General features: G+C 49.1%; 16 protein-coding genes and 2 pseudogenes. 1 reads left to right on the forward strand and 17 read right to left on the reverse strand.

Features of this window, described 5'->3' with window-relative positions; all coding sequences use genetic code 11:
• The 6 genes and pseudogenes from FYJ45_RS27290 to FYJ45_RS27310 form a co-directional block, all read right to left on the reverse strand.
• Nucleotides 1–435, reverse strand: a pseudogene (locus FYJ45_RS27290) (hypothetical protein); the annotation flags it as partial.
• Between the two features lie 62 nt (nucleotides 436–497).
• The gene (locus FYJ45_RS29960; RefSeq protein ID WP_195842017.1) at nucleotides 498–722 is read right to left on the reverse strand and encodes a pyridoxamine 5'-phosphate oxidase family protein; all 225 of its coding nucleotides are present in this window, start codon (nucleotides 720–722) and stop codon (nucleotides 498–500) included.
• 60 nt (nucleotides 723–782) lie between these two features.
• Complete coding sequence (gene acgM, locus FYJ45_RS27295) at nucleotides 783–1,829, reverse strand: radical SAM/SPASM domain protein, ACGX system (RefSeq protein WP_154468156.1); 1,047 nt, start codon at nucleotides 1,827–1,829, stop codon at nucleotides 783–785.
• Between the two features lie 92 nt (nucleotides 1,830–1,921).
• A complete protein-coding gene (acgA, locus tag FYJ45_RS27300) occupies nucleotides 1,922–2,215 on the reverse strand; it encodes an ACGX-repeat peptide (RefSeq protein ID WP_235931043.1) in 294 nt (97 codons plus the stop codon).
• 307 nt (nucleotides 2,216–2,522) lie between these two features.
• Nucleotides 2,523–3,656 (reverse strand): GNAT family N-acetyltransferase, encoded by a 1,134-nt coding sequence (locus tag FYJ45_RS27305; RefSeq protein ID WP_154468157.1) that lies wholly within the window; start codon nucleotides 3,654–3,656, stop codon nucleotides 2,523–2,525.
• 211 nt (nucleotides 3,657–3,867) lie between these two features.
• Complete coding sequence (locus FYJ45_RS27310; protein ID WP_154468158.1) at nucleotides 3,868–4,632, reverse strand: hypothetical protein; 765 nt, start codon at nucleotides 4,630–4,632, stop codon at nucleotides 3,868–3,870.
• Nucleotides 4,633–4,656: 24 nt separating this feature from the next.
• On the opposite strand from FYJ45_RS27310, the gene FYJ45_RS30135 reads away from it, so the two are divergent.
• On the forward strand, nucleotides 4,657–4,980 hold the full coding sequence (locus FYJ45_RS30135) for a hypothetical protein (protein WP_154468159.1): 324 nt from the start codon (nucleotides 4,657–4,659) through the stop codon (nucleotides 4,978–4,980).
• On the opposite strand, the gene FYJ45_RS27320 is transcribed toward FYJ45_RS30135, so the two are convergent.
• From FYJ45_RS27320 to FYJ45_RS31230, 11 genes and pseudogenes are all read right to left on the reverse strand, one after another.
• On the reverse strand, nucleotides 4,948–5,322 hold the full coding sequence (locus FYJ45_RS27320) for a hypothetical protein (protein WP_195842014.1): 375 nt from the start codon (nucleotides 5,320–5,322) through the stop codon (nucleotides 4,948–4,950). The two genes, FYJ45_RS30135 and FYJ45_RS27320, sit on opposite strands and share 33 nt — an antisense overlap.
• Nucleotides 5,319–5,909, reverse strand: a complete 591-nt coding sequence (locus tag FYJ45_RS27325) for a hypothetical protein (RefSeq protein ID WP_154468161.1) — start codon at nucleotides 5,907–5,909, stop codon at nucleotides 5,319–5,321. Before FYJ45_RS27325 ends, FYJ45_RS27320 begins: the two co-directional genes overlap by 4 nt.
• 108 nt (nucleotides 5,910–6,017) lie before the next feature.
• The gene (locus tag FYJ45_RS27330; RefSeq protein ID WP_154468162.1) at nucleotides 6,018–6,845 is read right to left on the reverse strand and encodes an ABC transporter ATP-binding protein; all 828 of its coding nucleotides are present in this window, start codon (nucleotides 6,843–6,845) and stop codon (nucleotides 6,018–6,020) included.
• A gap of 446 nt (nucleotides 6,846–7,291) precedes the next feature.
• Nucleotides 7,292–8,350 carry a PD-(D/E)XK nuclease family transposase gene (locus FYJ45_RS27335; RefSeq protein WP_154468163.1) on the reverse strand — a complete coding sequence of 353 codons (1,059 nt, stop codon included), beginning with the start codon at nucleotides 8,348–8,350 and terminating at the stop codon, nucleotides 7,292–7,294.
• A gap of 232 nt (nucleotides 8,351–8,582) precedes the next feature.
• Nucleotides 8,583–9,665, reverse strand: a complete 1,083-nt coding sequence (locus tag FYJ45_RS27340; RefSeq protein WP_154468164.1) for a glycoside hydrolase family 88/105 protein — start codon at nucleotides 9,663–9,665, stop codon at nucleotides 8,583–8,585.
• A 121-nt stretch (nucleotides 9,666–9,786) separates the two neighbouring features.
• Nucleotides 9,787–11,328: a family 43 glycosylhydrolase gene (locus FYJ45_RS27345; protein ID WP_154468165.1), complete on the reverse strand. Its 1,542-nt coding sequence runs from the start codon at nucleotides 11,326–11,328 to the stop codon at nucleotides 9,787–9,789.
• A gap of 87 nt (nucleotides 11,329–11,415) precedes the next feature.
• Complete coding sequence (locus tag FYJ45_RS27350; RefSeq protein ID WP_154468166.1) at nucleotides 11,416–12,369, reverse strand: glycoside hydrolase family 43 protein; 954 nt, start codon at nucleotides 12,367–12,369, stop codon at nucleotides 11,416–11,418.
• A gap of 215 nt (nucleotides 12,370–12,584) precedes the next feature.
• Nucleotides 12,585–13,112, reverse strand: coding sequence for a DMT family transporter (locus FYJ45_RS27355; protein WP_276893362.1), 528 nt, complete (start codon nucleotides 13,110–13,112; stop codon nucleotides 12,585–12,587).
• Between the two features lie 3 nt (nucleotides 13,113–13,115).
• Entirely contained in the window at nucleotides 13,116–14,072 is a 957-nt protein-coding gene (locus FYJ45_RS27360; RefSeq protein WP_154468167.1) for an MGH1-like glycoside hydrolase domain-containing protein, read from the reverse strand.
• Nucleotides 14,073–14,101: 29 nt separating this feature from the next.
• Entirely contained in the window at nucleotides 14,102–15,082 is a 981-nt protein-coding gene (locus tag FYJ45_RS27365; protein ID WP_154468168.1) for an MATE family efflux transporter, read from the reverse strand.
• A pseudogene (locus FYJ45_RS31230) lies at nucleotides 15,075–15,740 on the reverse strand (beta-galactosidase small subunit-related protein). Before FYJ45_RS31230 ends, FYJ45_RS27365 begins: the two are co-directional and overlap by 8 nt.
• Nucleotides 15,741–15,776 lie beyond the last annotated feature (36 nt).

Raw genomic sequence — 15,776 nt, forward strand, 5'->3', positions numbered from 1 at the left:
CTTAAATTCAAGAATTGAATTGTTAAAGGTGGAAAAGCGCTTTTTTTGGTAAGAAGGCTCAATGCCACCAGTGGTTTTTACAATTGTGGCAACGAGAAAAGATTTGTGAACATCGACACCACAACAGCGTTCGTCCGGGAAACCTGCCAGCCAGAACTGATGATCCACATTGGTGGTGAGTATGAAATAATTTTTATCCTTCAGAAGCGCGTACAGATCCAGATAGGGTTTTCCGGGCGCCACATCATAACGGTTATAGTAAATATGCCTGCTCCAGTAACCCCATTTTTCTTCCTGAGTAGGAAACGGGTAAAAACCGGCGGAATACATATCCCTTAATCCGTAGCGTTCTATAAATTCACGGAAATTTGCCGTAAAACGTTCTCCTGAATACATAAGCCCTGCGGCGGTGGACAGGCCGGAACCTGCCCCCACTACAACTGCATCCGCATTTTTCAGAAGCGCTGCCAGTTCCCCGATTGGCCCGCTGTTTCCTTTTATTCTTGATAACGGGTGAGCGCCGTGATAGCGGCCTCTTTTCCATTCTGCAGCTCTCTGTAAAAATTCTTTCCTCTGGCGGTTACAAAATAAATTTCTCCTTTTTCCGGTTCCACATGCATGATATTGATAATTCGCACCTGGGGATTTCCGTGAGCATCTACGGTTCCCATGGATGTGCTGCATACATATCGCAGTTTTCGAATACAGGTTTGCGCGTTCATCGGCTGCTCCTTTCCTTTTTGTCCTTCCCGAAAATGCCTGGAGAAGCTTCTTGCGCCGCTTCAGGCATTTGGGGATGAAGTTGTTTTCCAGCACTGCGGATCGGGCGCGTACATATTTCCCGTATAGCCGAAGGTTACCGCAGGGCAGCCTCTGCAGAAGCGGAGAAGTTCACAGCCGGCACACTTTTCAAAGCTGTCATATTGCCGATACTGATCCGTTTTTTCTCCCAGAAACAGATCCGCCATGCTGTCCGTCAGGGCATTTCCAATCCTGCTTTCCATCCTGCGGCAGGCATAGACATCGCCTGTGGGCAGTATCGTCATATGGCAGATGCTGCAGTGGCAGCCGTCATAAATAGTGTCTGGTTTCAGGTTCTCCGGGATTTTGAATATTCCCTTTTCATAAAGGAACAGGGTCCACAGGTGATCCTTGAGCTGGAAGGTGGTGCCGCAGCCCTTATATTGTTCAAACTTTTCCCAGCATTTTTCCAGATATGCCCGGTATTCCAGGGGTTCCATATGGAATTCCGCGCTTTTTTCCTCACTGGTGGGGCAATAGCGGCCCACGGCGAAAACATCGGCCTGTTTTTCCACAACTACATCAATCAGCCCGGAGATTTCGTCCATATTGGTTTTAGATACGGTGGACATGATGGCACAATACATACCCGCCCTGCGGATGCAGCTAATTTTTTCCAGGGTAATGTCGAAGGAGCCGGGCTTGCGGAAGCTGTCGTGGGTTTCCCTCAATCCATCCAGGGAAAGCTGGTACTTACGGCAGCCATAATCGTAGAGCCGGCGGCAGACTTCATCATTAAGATGGAAGGGGTTTCCCAGAATGGCGAAGGTGATTTCATACTTTTTCAGCAGTTCCAGCAGCCTCCAGAAATCAGGGTGCAGAATGGGGTCGCCTCCGGTTATGCAAAAATACGGGGTACGGGACAGCTTTCCGCACATATCCAGGCAGTTGTCCAGCACCTTTTCCATATCGCTATAGGACATCTCAGCCAGCTTTTTACAGCTGTCTTCAGAAAATATGTAGCAGTGCCTGTACCGCTGATCGCAGTTGTCTGTTATGTGCCATTGAAAGGCGAAATAAGGGTTCATTCTGTATTCCTCCGGTATGTGGGCTGGCTGTTATGGTCGGGTTATCTATGGCGGCGGGGCGGGGTAGGATTGGTGCGGGTCAGGACGGGGTTTTACCTTTCAGGGACTGATGCGCCGCAGGGGGAATTGCAGGCGCCTGGTGGCTGCTCCGGATCTGAGGTTCCGCCACACGCAGTCGGTTTATTCTCCGGATCTGACGCACCACAAGCAGAACCGCATGCACCCGGCTTCTTCTCCGGATCCGCCGCACCGCACGCAGAGCCGCATGCCGTTCCCGCGCCTTCCGCTGCACGCATCATCCCCTGTGCGCTCGTCCTTGCCTGAAACTCTCCGTTTCCGTTCCATTCATCCAGGTTTTTCAGTTTGTCCATCATTTTCATTTCCATATCAGTTTCTCCTTTTCCACTTTACTTCCCCAATTTCAGCTGCTGCCCTCATTCCCCGCGGCACTGCGCAACATATTCGGCCGGCACTGCAGGAACATACGGCGCAGTTAGTTTCATGTTCTATATCCATCATATACCCGGTTTTGCTGCAAAAAAAGTACGCACATAAAAGTGGGATAGTATCTCCAGGCATATTAGTATCCTTCTGGTAACCATACACTTTCTTCAGAATTCAAAAAAGCATCTTCCGGTCAGGAAACCGGAAGATGCCCAATCGCTTTCTATATCATTTTACAAGAAAAATCTTTCAGAAAGAATCCGCCGCATACCAGAATACCGGCAGCGGGAACCAGCCCGCCGGAGCCTGCACATCCATGAACCGGCCATATTCTGAAAGCAGGAGTTCCTGCGCCTGATGCTTATCAAGCACCGCCGCCCCCAGCTTTGCCGTACGTTCTACAGAAATCCCATTTTCATCCGCACATACCGTTACAGGCTGTCCGTCCAGGACCGCTGAAAATTCACCCAAAGCCAGTCCCAGGGTTTTCTGTTTCAGTGAAAGATAAGCCTCCAGGACATTGGCAAAATCAAAAATCTGAAACATCTCGCTGGGTTCCACGCAATAAGACTCTGCAAAGCGTCCGATACACTGGTTCAGCGCTTTATCATAGGCAGACGCCACGATCTCAATTTCATCCCGCCCTGTATAAGCAAGATACGCCTTAATCACAGCCTCCATAATTCCCGCATCCAAAAGTCCCAGTTCACACACCGTATCACCGTTCCCACTGACAAGGATATATCCGGTTAACTTTTCGTTGTCCAGCACTGCCAGGGCCTTTTCCCCCATATTCCGCACAATGGAGCCAATCTGCTCCTTCGGCCTCTCCACCCGGGCAGGACGCTGTCTGTTAATGTTGTAAACAAGCTCGTATCCGCCCTCCGCTTCCTCCAGCGGACAAAAAGAAATGCCGCCGCAGTCCGTCTTCTTCAGTGCATGACGAATATTGGAGCTGTTTACCGAATATTTGTACTGCGAGCCGCCCCGCGTAAATCCAAAATATTCATATCGCTGCCTCTGGCCGCCTAAAACGGCAATGTCACAGGTTTCGCACATTTCCTTCAGCCATTCGCCCATCAGAACCTTCATATGGCCTTCGCCCCGCGCCTTCGGATGTACTGAAACGGTTCCCACAAAGCCTGCCTGCAGCGCTTTGCCGCCCACTTCAAGCTCTTCCCGCAAAACCGCAATCAGGGCGCGGATTTTTCCTCTCTCATCCACTGCTATACGGTGCATGGAGGCGGAATCAACGCCTTCTCCATAAACCCTCGGTATCAACGTTTCGAAATCATGCGGACAGTGCGCTTTACTGAAAACATAATCTGCAAATTCAATACAGGCTTCCCTTTCCTCAGGTTTTGCTTTTCTGTATTCGCTCATCGTAAGTTCCCCCTTTTACTATTCCTGGATGTCCATCTGAAAACACATGCAGAATCAGTGTATCCTTTCCTGCCGCCAATGTCAATCATATGAAATTGCGTAATGCCTGGGCAATAAATTTTGTAACGCTTCAGTAATGAATTTCCGGCTAAAGTTCATACAGAGCAGACCATTTAGCTGCGCAGGCCAGCGCTTCGCACTGACCGCAGGGCTATTTCGCCTTCAATTCCGTGATTTCCTCCGCATTTCCCGTTATGCCCCCTGCCATGTTATTATCCATTTCCGCGGCATCCTGTTCCCACAGCTTCTGCATCATCTCCATGATTTTTTCGTTTGCATCCAGGGAAATCCCCAGTACGGCCCGGTCATACCGGGAAAACGTGATGGAAACACGTTCCCCGCTGACGCCATATACATCAATAGTAATGGTCGGATCGTTAGAGCTGTAGCCCTGACTGTTATAGTCGCATTCCTTCACCGCACCGCCGACCAGATTCTTTTTTTCCGCAAACTCCTTTGCCAGCTTCATGTATTCACCTGGATCCTTTGCCAGCGCCGCATCCAGCCCCAAATCTACTTTTACGCTCAGAGTCCTGCCATACGCTGCCGAAAAGCCTTCCCCCGTTACCGCATCTATCATAAAAGTATAGCAGTTATCCTCAGGCCTCCGGGTTGTGCCGAACCTCACATCACCGCTCCAGAACGCCCTGGGGAAGGTTTCCGTTCCATTATCATAGCCCATATAAACCGTGGCTCCGTCCAGCCTGACCTCAAACAGCCTCCATAAAAGCTGCGCACCGATTTCCGCCGCTTCCTCCTGGGTCAGATCATTTTCCGCGGGCTTTTTATCCCGATAATATTCCAGCGGATCCGAAACTGCCGTATAGCTGGCTTTGCTGTAGCCTTCCGGCGCTGTCTGGCTCTGTGCCGCAGCCGGAAGGTTATATACGGTGGGAATCCGCTCCGTCCTTCCCATATCGGTGCCGCTGCCGCCTCCGCCATGCCGCTGAACATGGCCGCACAGCCGCATACAAGGGCAAAAGCGCCTGTCACGGCGGCCAGAATTCCTGCTCCCTTATTTTTTCTCATTTTTCTTTCCATCCTGTTTTTCCCAACTTTTCTGTTCTCTCTCATTTTCTTTTCCTGCCTTTCTTTTTTACGGCGATACACTTTTCATAAATTGCCCTGTGCCGTCTCTGCTGCAGCGGATGGAACAGGCGGTTCAGCAGCGCTATCAGGCAAAGGGAGAGTAAAAGCGAAAACACACCGCCGCATAAAAAAAGCAGATTTTTCATTTCTCTCCAGTTCTTATAAATATCCTTAAGGCTGTATTTATAGATGAGGGAATAGTCCTCATAGGGCTGGGGAAAGCACCCCTCCACATAGAGGAAGCCGTATTCCCCGGTTTCTTTTTTTCCTTCACCATCCGTATTTCCCGCTGGCCGCTCTTCTTCAGGCTGGGCGCCGGCGCATTCTCCGCATCCTTCCCTGTCCGCTTTGTTTCATCGGAATACAGCAGCTGGCCGCCATGATACAGATAAAGCGACCTGTGCCCGTCCTGCCTGAACTGTGTATAGGGCTGCATCAGTTCCTCCATATTATAGTTCCCGCCGTTTCCCCGGCTGTCCAGCGCCTGCATGTCCCTGGCCGCGGAGGTGAGAATCATATAATGCTCCGACAGCGCCATTTCCTTCTGTACATCCAGTTTTTCATGCCAGAAAACCACCGCCTCCCGTATCTCTGGTATTTTGCTCCATTTAAAAATACATCAAGCGATACATCAAACAGCTTTCCTGTCATTTTTGATGAAATAAAAACGCTCACAGCTATCAGCCCCGCTAAAATAACGATTGCGAAGGGTGAATTCACCACATTGTAAATACCTGTAAATTCCCGGCTGGATGCACCGCGGAAAATATCCGCACACAAAAAGATGGCAATGACGGCTGAACAAAGGCTTTTTACAAGGATTTCCATATCCCAGTAAAGACTTGCCATACCTGCCCCTGTTGCGCCGCTGTTATCTGAAACCTGATCGCGAAGCTCCCTTATTTCAGGCTCCTCCATATTCATATATGGCAGTCTGTGGCCTTTCTCATTCAATCGTATTTCATGAGATGTAAAAAGCTGATGATAACCGACATCTATTCTTTTTTTCATATAAGAGGACAAAACCGTCAGCACCAGGCCGGCGGTAACTGCAACTAATATGTAGAAGGACAGTATTTTTATCCCGCTCTCCGGTAAGTTCATTGATAATACGCGATGACATATAAATCGGCACATATGGTGTCAGGGATACAATAAAAGAATTTAAAATTACCAGCTGCATCTGTCCGTGCAGAATGGAATCAAATTCTCTCAGGCCGCGAAATAAGCCAATTTGGCAAACCATTCGCCAAGTCCTGTAATCGCGGCAAAATAAAGGACAAAATCACCGATAGTTATGTGTCCGCCCAATACCATATATATCAGATAGGCATAAGCCCCGCCGTCTCTTATAAATACCAATACAATATTAACCAGGTCCAGAATAAACTGGCGATCTGCGATTCTTTTTTGTATCCGGATATTATCCTCTTTTGCCTTAAGCGCCATAGCCCTCAGCCAGCCCGTCATTGAATAGATCCTGATATCCTTTCCTATATCAAGGCCTCTGGTCCTGTAGGCAATATAATTAAGCTTTCTGCCTGCCTTTGCAATATCATCCTTTGACGCCTGCTTTATTTTTTCCACATAAAGCGTTCCCCCAAGATTAATCAGATAGAAAACAATAAGTATGGGAACGGTAAGCGGATGCAGCTTCATGATAACTGTGCTGTATGAAATAAATCCTGCCGTATTCATAAGCATTGCGGAAAATCGCGGAAAATATGTCCCCAGCCCTCCTCTGTTCCCATCTTCCAAAGCTGCGCGCGCCTTCTCGGCCTTTTGTTTTCCCTCTTCCGATGTAAAAGCTTCATAATCCATATCGGCTGCTTTGTTCAGCCATATGCGCTGCATATGGGTAAGGACAAAAGCATTCGCACAATGCGCTGCTGTGTTGCGTGAATAAAGCTCTATAATAAACATTGCGGCCAGAATTAAGGTAATAAAGATAATGGTCATGGTAAATTCTTTGATATCTGCCGGCCTCTGAATTGCATCCAAAACAATTTTGGGTGAATAAATCGTGACCAGAGAAACCATTATTTTCGCCGGAATCTCCAGAAAAGATATTATGATGCCGCTTATACTAAAGCGCTTCAGCTCATGAAAGATATATTTTAAATTACTGAATAATGAATAGCTTCCTGTTCCCCGCATACCTTTATAACTCCATATCCATAAATTGACTGACCCCTGAAGCAACTGCCATATTTTACTGTATTTAAACTGATGACTGGTTTCCAAAACAACCAATAAGGTTTTTATCGTTCCTGTGTTCCTATGGACATTCTCCTGAATCAAAGGTGCCATACTAAAAAAGAGGCGGCACCCAGGTTGGACAGCCGCTGTTTCCCCCTGATTGGATACCGCCTCAAATTATTGATTGCCATTTACTGCGTATAGCCGAGTGACAATCCGGATTCTAATTTTAACGAATACAAAGTTTACTATTTCTTTATATGGCAGAAATTCCACCTAAAAACAGATTACTGCAAAGGATCCGAACTGGATTTTCTTTTCAGTTCCTCTATACACCTAAGGGCTTCCGCATATTTTGCTTTTTCTCTTTCCAGCTCTTCTTCATGCCGTTTTCTTTCTGCTTCCAGTTTTTTCTCATTTGCCTCAAGCGCAGCTGCCTGCGCGTCAATCGTCTCCTGCATCTCGTCAATCATATACTGCACTGTATTACGATCCAGTTCCCGCAATTCCTTTGAAAACATACCCATCACCTTTTCCATATTCCGGCAGAGTTCATAAATATCATCATACATCTCCCTGAACATCGGGTATTTATCTATCAGTTCAATTATCCGTTCCGGATCCTCGGAACTGAAAAACATTAACCACGCATCCAGTTCATTCTCTATGCTTTTATTTTCCATGTTTTTACGAAAAATGTCAAGCGTAATGAAGATAAAGTTCTGCAGAAGCTCAACTTCCAGACCTGTATCAAAGCCCCAGTAGGATTTATGCAGGTGTTTTCCCAAAACAGCATGAAATTCTCTTGCGCTTTTGTCAAACAAAACGATTATGTATACGTTTTTGATATCCTTATAGCTGAACTTCTGCTTTGTCCTGTTTTTCTCATCCCGTACCCTTTTGTACTGCCTCAGCAGCAAATCCGCGGAATAACAGGCGCTGCGTTCTCCGGGAAAGGAATAGCCTATTTTCTGGATTTCCACGTTTGCCAGGCTTCCGTCTTCAAACTCCACCACAATATCCGTGATCAGCAGCGTATTCTCATCGGCAATCCTGCTGCCGTCGTTGGGAATCACCTGCCGGATCGTTACCTTTTTCCCAATCAGCAGCGACAGAAACCGGTTCAGCCTGCCAGGCGTATACTCCGGGTTCATGACCTCTTTAAAAAAAGAATCATAGAGGATTTTAACCCCCTTCATCCCTGTACAGAAATCAAGGAATTCCTCCTGCTGCTCCGGCTTCCAGCCCGTGAATACCGCATACAGTCCGCTGTTTTCGCCAATCTCCTTTAACACCTCCTTTCGTTCCCTGATGAGCGGGAAATAATTCCTGAGCTTATTTGCCATAAATGCTCCTCCTGTCTTCAATTGTTGTCATTTACGGATTTTTGCTTCGAAAAGAAGCGCCGAAATGAAAGACCGGCCTGAACGGCCTGTTATTACAGCAGCGTAGATACTGCTGTGTGACGGAATTATAATAACATATCTTTTTAAACATGGCAATACAAAAAGTCCGTATTCTCATTCCGTTACCAGAATCAAAATACGGACCTTTACGTTTACTTTCCAGTATCCTGAATTACATCACCGTCTCCATCTGCGCGCACATCAGCAGGAAGGCGCCAACTCCATGCAGATCGTTTACTGAAGTGGGGCGCTCACAATAATGCCTGTAATCCCCCACGCCGGTTCCGATGCACACGCCGCCCACCAGGAGATCCTCTCCCTCCCAGGCCAGAGAATGGATAACCGCTTCATACCCTTTGACGGCCTGTTCCAGGTACTGCTCCGGCAAAATCCCCTTATGCACCGCTTTTACAATGGCGGCCGTATACAGACAGGAGCATGAGGTTTCCAGCCAGTTGCCCTCTTTTCCGCCTTTATCCACTACCTGATACCAGCGGCCGTCTGCAGACTGATAACGGCAGACAGCCTCCAGCAGATTACGCACCAGGGCACACAGCTTTTCATACTGCGGGTGGGAAGGCTCCATAAAATCCAGTTCGTCCAGAATGGCAACCGGCACCCAGCCTATGCTTCTCCCCCAGAATTCATGAGACAGCCCTGTTTCCTGATCCGCCCAGTCCTCACGATGGGAACAGTCCCATGCATGATACCACAGGCCGGTCTTGTCATCCCTTGTTTTTTCCTCCATGAGAAGCGCCTGCTTCGCAGCAAGTTCCAGATATTCCGGCTGCCGGAACCTGACGGCATATTCCGCACAAATCGGTCCGGCCATATACAGGCCGTCCAGCCACATCTGTTCCGGACATCCTTCCTTATGCCAGAATCCGCCGTCCTTGTTTCTGGGAAAATCCCTTATGATAGGAAGCAAGGTATCCAGCGCCTTCTGATACCTTTGATCTCCTGTTTTATCCAACAGCGGATACAGCAGAATCCCCGGCTGGATATCATCCAGCTGCCCCTTGTCAAAGGTATGTATTTCCCCATTCTCATCGATAATGGAATCCACCCAGTCTTTGATATACTGAAAATACCTCTCATCGCCGCAAAGCCTGTATGTCTGATATACCCCTGAAAGGAAAACACCCTGGTGATAATGGAAATGTCCTTTGGGCGGCAGATCCTGCGCCGCGAATTTCCGCATCATCGTTTCGCAGGATGCTTTGGCATAATCAATTGGTTTCCTGTTCTGATTCATCTGATTTCCTCCCGATTGCCCCGTTTTGGTACAAAATAATACATATTATACACGTTCCGGCTTTTTCCAGTGATACACATCTCCCTGACAGCCGTGCAGTACAATTTCTTCTTCCTTATAATCAAACACGGACCTTTTCCAATGAAAATGCAATAAAATCAAAGCTGCCTTCCCCATCATAGCGGAAATACAAACCCTGCTCGCCGTCCGGCATATTTACTTCGCCGGAAACCTCCTGCCAGGAATCCGAATCCACATCCACGCGGATTGTTCCGGCCGCTTTTCCTTCCGCTTCGGCGGAAACGGTCACGGTTCCCTTACCGCAGCCTCTTACAAGCATGGTAATCTTTTTTGTCCCGCTGAAACAAAACGATTTATACCCGATTACCGTGCCGTCGCCCACATTGGCTATATACTGGACGGGAAGCCCTTCCTCCGTATTCACGCCTTCCGCATCAGGATCCCTGTCCGGAATATCCTGGGTAAGATAAGGGAACCTGAATTCCATATCCCCCTGGGAAGAAAATACAGCCCCGTCCTTTCCGGTCAGCCTGCAGCAGATATAAGCGGGATATTTCCCTTCTCCGGCCAGCGGGCCATCATTCAAACCGCATGAGGTCACCGGCACCTGCCTGATATGCCCATCCGCATCTATGCTGATTTTTTCCGCGCAGCCCTGTCTGGAAAACTGGGTGCGGTTGGTCTGCCTGTGGTAGAAAACATACCACTGCCCGTTAATATATTCAATGCCGCCATGGGTATTTCCCAGACAGTTCAGGGCATCCTTGGCGCATCTTCCCTCAAGTCCCACATCTCCGATATCTATGATTGTCCCGCCATAAATATAATCCCGGTCAGGCCTGCTGCTGACCGCATAGCACAATTCGTGGCTGAGGACAGAGGAATATACAAAATAATAGGTGCTTCCGATTTTACGGATGGAACTGGCCTCAAAAAACTCATGGCCCACAAAGCTTGTCCCCTCACTGTCCGCAATGGAGGGCAGAAGCAGGCGGGGCTCCGTTTTCAGGGTAACCATATCCTTTTCCAGCGTCATCACCTGGGAGCCCTGCTTCCCTCCGATATGCTCCTTATGCATGGGCGCGTTGCCGGAATACAGATAGATTTCCCCATCATCATCTATAAAAATACCGGGATCAAACTGTCCCAGATCATTCTCCCCTCTTCCCAGTATAGTACCGTCCGCATGCTTCACAAAGCCCAGGAATTCATAGCTTCCCGCAGGCGTATCGCAAACCGCAACGCCGATTTCCGGAAGGAAATCCAGACAATAATATAAATAATATTTTCCATCCAGCCCCTTCACCACGTCCGGCGCCCAGAGAGCATGGATTCCGGGAGGATTCAGACCATTTCCAAACCTAGACTTCACATTGTAAATTTTACGGATTGGCTCCGTTTCCGTAGGGTTCTGGTTTCTGGGGTCCTGATCCTTTCTGAAAATAACGCCTTCATACTTCCACTGCGTCAAATCCTTCACATCCGCCGAATAGCAGATATAATCGTTCAGGCAAAACATTTCACCGTCAAAACGGTCATGGCTTCCGTAAACATAAACACGGCCGCCGAATACATGCGGCTCCCCATCCGGTACGTATTCGTAGGATGGCAAATAGGGGTTATAAACCTGTTTCTTTGTCATTGCTTTCTCCTCCTGTGATTAAAGGGCAGTAACTGTCCAGTCCCTGCACAGTTACTGCCCTTCCATATTATATCACATCCGCCAGCTTTATACATACCCCTTATCCGACCAGTTATGGGATTTTATCCGATCATATTCCTCCATGGAAATGGTCAGTATTGTTCCATGCTTAAAGCCATAAGGGAAATCAAAGGAAGAGTCCGAGCGTACAAAATGTCCGTCCGCCAGGCTGTCCGCCACAAAGGGGACATACCCCTGTCCCGCGCCGGGAACGCCGTAATAGTCCAGGAACAGGCACCACCGGCCATCCTCCAGCTTCACCGCGGTAGGCGCTTCGTACAGGCCGCTTTCCACAGCTTCCATGCTTTCGTCAAAGGCCTCCACACGCTCGTAAGGTCCCGCTGCATGGGCGGACCGCAGAAGGATGATCTTCTCCGGGTTTCCTTCACTCTTGACAAACATATAATACCAGCCGTTTTCCTCATAAATCGCGGAGTCAATCACGCCGCTGTCCTCTTTCCGGTATAAAACCTCAGGAGCGCTGAATTCCTTAAAATCCTTCGTACGGCTGTAATAAATCCCTTTCCTTCCATAATTATTGCAGCTGTGGGAGGACGACCAGTGCAGCAGATAATCCCCGTTTTCCCTGTCATAAATAATATCCGGCGCCCACAGGCAGCCGAAATTCTCATCCCCGATTTTTGCCAGCCGCTGCTCCGTCCAGTCAACCAGATTGTCCGATTCCCATACGGAAAAGCATTTGCTGCCGTTCCTTCCGATTTCGTCCCAGGAACCATGATACTGGTTTCTCATACCATAGGAAAGGCTTAAGTCCGTGGCAAAAATATAAAATTTCCCATTCCCTTCACACCGGGTAATCGTGAAATCCCTCACGCCCTTGTCCCCGTAATAGGTCCAGAGCACCGGGTTTCCGCCGTTCACCTCTTCCCAGTGGAATCCGTCCTTACTCAGGCCGAAATACACCTGCTCCCCGTCAGGGGTCGTCTTTTCTTTGAAATGTACAAACAAGTATGCCTGCATTTCATTTCTCCTTCCGTCTGAAAACTGTCAGTAATATTCTGAGGAACTCCTATGCAAATATGCAGCCTTCCCTGTCTTTTGCATGTGATTTATCCCCGGCAAAAGGATAACCTCCACAAGGCTGTTTACCGGATATTTCCCCAGAAATATATTCTAACATGGATTGCAGGCCGGAAAAAGAGGAAGCTGGCATACTGCGCCATTCTTTTCCCGCTTTATTTCTTACCCCCGTTTTCTCCCTTACCCACGCCATTGCCGATCAATCTGCGTTTCCATTTTATCTCCGGGATAAGCACCGCTGAAAGAATCATCCCCGCTCCCGCCAACATGCGCAATGTTATATGCTCCTTTAAAAGCAATACGGAAAACAGGCAGCCAAATGCCGCTTCCAGAGATAGTATGACCGCCGCCTTTGTTTCATCCACATACCTCTGGGAAAGGGTCTGCAGCAGATAAGTAAGCGCTGTGCTCACCGCACCCAGATATAAAACCGACAATACCCCGCCGGCAGTAAAGCTTACCTTCACATTCCGGCCGCATACCAGCCCGGCCAGAGAACATATGCAGGCCGTCGCCATCTGTACAAAATTAAGCGCCATGGGGCGATACTTCTCCACCGCTTTTCCCGTCAGCATAATCTGAAAAGGTTCCAGGCTTTGTAACGCAATATCGCTGGCGGTAAATCCCGCGCCCCAGATAATTGTGACAAGCAGCAGTCCCAGCATTCCCCAGTATTCCTTCACGTTTTACTCCTCTCCCAGATCCGGATATTCCCACAGCAGCTGCAGGAGAACGCAGGAGGGCCAGGAAAAAGCCGGATCGTCATAGCCATCCCCGGTAAAGGGATCATAATTTTCACTCATCAGCCCGATTTGCGTGACACGGCAGAATTTCTCCGCCAGCCTGCGCGCCTCCTGCTCATAGCCGTTGTCCCGCAGCATATCTATCATCAGATACATAACCGGCGCCCAGACAGGCCCCAGCCAGTATCCGCCCGTTTTGTAATATTTACTCCGGGGGTTTTCTGTTGCCAGCCCGTACGGCATCTCAAACCGCTCCAGCATCTGACGCACCAGTTCATCCGCCGTTTTCTTTTCCATCCGATAGGCAATCTGTAGCGGCATATACATTAACAGACTGTCCCCTTCCATAATCTGCTGCCGTTCAGGCGTATACCATGCGCACAATCTGCCGTTTATAAAAAACCTCTCAAAAAAGCGCCCATACATTTCATCCGCTTTTTTCTTCCATGCCGCACTTTCCTCCGGCCTGTGAAGCTCCTGCGCCATACGGGAAAGCACATCCATTTGATAGATAAGAAATGCGCTCAAATCCGGGGATTCCACAGGAAAACCCCGATGGAAAACAGAAGCGTTGTCCCAGCCTGAATCATTTCCGTGAAAATAAACCGGCATCACAGCTCCCGGCGTCCTGCGGCAGCAGAGCCAGTAATCCGTAACGCGGCAGAAGCTTTCATAGGCCTCCTCCTGAATTTCCTTCTGCAAAAAGAAAGCATTCTGAGCGCACATTTTCTGAAATGCCCAGGCATGGATAGGAGGCTTGGTACAGTTAAAGGAGGCGCCCGCCTCATTTATGTAGTCCGCATATACGCCGCAGCTGTCCTGATTGTCCATAAAAATCTGTGCCGTTATAAATACGGGACAGATTCTGCGGAATCTGTACAAATCCCATAATAAATACATAGACCGCCCCGATGGCCTGCAGCTTGGGGTTATTGGTCATCAGTCTGTCCCAGCGCGCGTGCCGCCAGCGTTGTGGAGGCCGTGCTGAAGCCGATGGCAGGCATTTCCGTCACGGTTTCCGCCTGTATGCCCAGCTGGTAGGCTGCAAATGAATTCTCACCGTAAGCAAGGATTACCTTACTCAGAATGATTGCGGAAAACTGCCAGAACATGCTTTCAAGCGCCGCCGGTACTCCTGTCCTGTATATCTCTTTGATTAAACGGCCGTCAGGCCGCAAATGATACTTTTGCTCTTCCGTATTCCGCAGCAGGCCGCCTTTTCTGTATAGCAGATACAGACCGATGCAGGCGCCTCCCGCCTGGGATGACACCAGCGCCATGGCCGCCCCCCTGATTCCGAATTCCGGCAGCAGGCCCGGGCCGAATATGAGAAGATAACCGAAAATGATATTGATAATATTTACCGCCACCGCTATGTACATAGGCGTCCTGGTATTCCCATGCTCCTGAAAGGTTGCCGTCACCACCGACATGATAACCACAAACGGGAACCCGAATACAATGATTCTCATGTATTCTCCCGCCTTAACCAGAATTCCCGCATCCTCCGTAAAAAAGCGGAAGACAGGCATTCCCACAAAAAACAGCGCCACACCTAAAAGCAAAGCGATGGGGATTTCTGTCAGCAGCGTCTGTTCCGCCACTCTCCTGCATTTATCCCGTTTTCCGGCTCCGAAGCTTCTGGCGATCAGAACCGTGGCTCCTATGGCAACGCCTTTGTAGAAACACCACAGGGTATCCGTAATTCGCACGCATAATCCCTGGGCTGAGATATCGGATGCCATCAGCCGCCCTATCATTGCCGTAGAAATAAGTCCCGCCGATACCTGAAGGAGATTTTCCAAAATCATGGGTATATTCAGGCGGTAGATTTCTTTCCTGACCGTTTTTTCATTCCCGTCCTTTTCCGCCGGGCTTCCTCTGCTTCTTCCTTCCCTGTTATTATTCATTACTTTTCACCGCCCTGCTTTCCGCAAGCGCTTTCCATGCTCCTCGGGCCTGTTCCCAGACACTCCCGCACCCGGCCGCCCCCAACTGCCATTTCAGATGAAAAGGAAGCGGGCGCAGCCTGTACTGAGGAAGCGCTTCCGGCCCCCAGCTTGCGCTGTCCAAACCATTCTGCGCGTAATCTGCCTGAAGATACACCTTATTTTCTCTGTGAAGTTCACAGGTATGCGCAGCACGGGTCAGCTCCTAATAATGCAGGATACTGAAGGAAAAAAGGCTTTCGCCTGCCAGATACAGGGCGTTGCTTTTTCCTTCAAAAACCGCGAATCTGGTATCTTCCCTGTTTCCGTTTTCCTGAGGCACCACGTAAGGGAAATAAAAAGCATCGGCATCCGCCCGGTAACGACCCACCCGGTTGCCTTCCTTACAGTCGGGATATGTCTCAAGAGGCCCTCTACCGTACCACTGCGCATTTTCACATGGGTCATTGAGCAGAAACCGCAGCCCGATACGCGGCAGGCATTCCGGCAGCATTCCCACCGGGTTCCCATTTACCTTGATGTGGTAAACTAATTTCCTGACCTTGCCCTTTTCCTCTTTGGGTATTTCCACCCTGCGGACTGGATTGGGTTTGTATTTTCCTTCCCGTATCAAGTTCATCCACCTGCATTCCGTCTATTCCACCTTTGCCTTTAT

Origin of the sequence: Eisenbergiella porci, from assembly GCF_009696275.1 — a bacterium.
GTDB classification, from domain to species: Bacteria; Bacillota; Clostridia; order Lachnospirales; family Lachnospiraceae; genus Eisenbergiella; species Eisenbergiella porci.

Bases quoted from the DNA above. Each gene is read 5' to 3' on its own strand.
- acgM (WP_154468156.1), bottom strand. From the start codon at position 1,829: ATGAACCCTTATTTCGCCTTTCAATGGCACATAACAGACAACTGCGAT.
- FYJ45_RS27330 (WP_154468162.1), bottom strand. From the start codon at position 6,845: ATGGTTTCTCTGGTCACGATTTATTCACCCAAAATTGTTTTGGATGCA.
- FYJ45_RS27325 (WP_154468161.1), bottom strand. From the start codon at position 5,909: ATGAACTTACCGGAGAGCGGGATAAAAATACTGTCCTTCTACATATTA.
- FYJ45_RS30135 (WP_154468159.1), top strand. From the start codon at position 4,657: ATGCCGCTGAACATGGCCGCACAGCCGCATACAAGGGCAAAAGCGCCT.
- FYJ45_RS27345 (WP_154468165.1), bottom strand. From the start codon at position 11,328: ATGACAAAGAAACAGGTTTATAACCCCTATTTGCCATCCTACGAATAC.
- FYJ45_RS27335 (WP_154468163.1), bottom strand. From the start codon at position 8,350: ATGGCAAATAAGCTCAGGAATTATTTCCCGCTCATCAGGGAACGAAAG.
- FYJ45_RS27350 (WP_154468166.1), bottom strand. From the start codon at position 12,369: ATGCAGGCATACTTGTTTGTACATTTCAAAGAAAAGACGACCCCTGAC.
- FYJ45_RS27320 (WP_195842014.1), bottom strand. From the start codon at position 5,322: ATGATTCTCACCTCCGCGGCCAGGGACATGCAGGCGCTGGACAGCCGG.
- FYJ45_RS27340 (WP_154468164.1), bottom strand. From the start codon at position 9,665: ATGAATCAGAACAGGAAACCAATTGATTATGCCAAAGCATCCTGCGAA.
- FYJ45_RS27360 (WP_154468167.1), bottom strand. From the start codon at position 14,072: ATGTATTTATTATGGGATTTGTACAGATTCCGCAGAATCTGTCCCGTA.
- acgA (WP_235931043.1), bottom strand. From the start codon at position 2,215: ATGGAAATGAAAATGATGGACAAACTGAAAAACCTGGATGAATGGAAC.
- FYJ45_RS27310 (WP_154468158.1), bottom strand. From the start codon at position 4,632: ATGGGAAGGACGGAGCGGATTCCCACCGTATATAACCTTCCGGCTGCG.
- FYJ45_RS29960 (WP_195842017.1), bottom strand. From the start codon at position 722: ATGAACGCGCAAACCTGTATTCGAAAACTGCGATATGTATGCAGCACA.
- FYJ45_RS27305 (WP_154468157.1), bottom strand. From the start codon at position 3,656: ATGAGCGAATACAGAAAAGCAAAACCTGAGGAAAGGGAAGCCTGTATT.
- FYJ45_RS27365 (WP_154468168.1), bottom strand. From the start codon at position 15,082: ATGAATAATAACAGGGAAGGAAGAAGCAGAGGAAGCCCGGCGGAAAAG.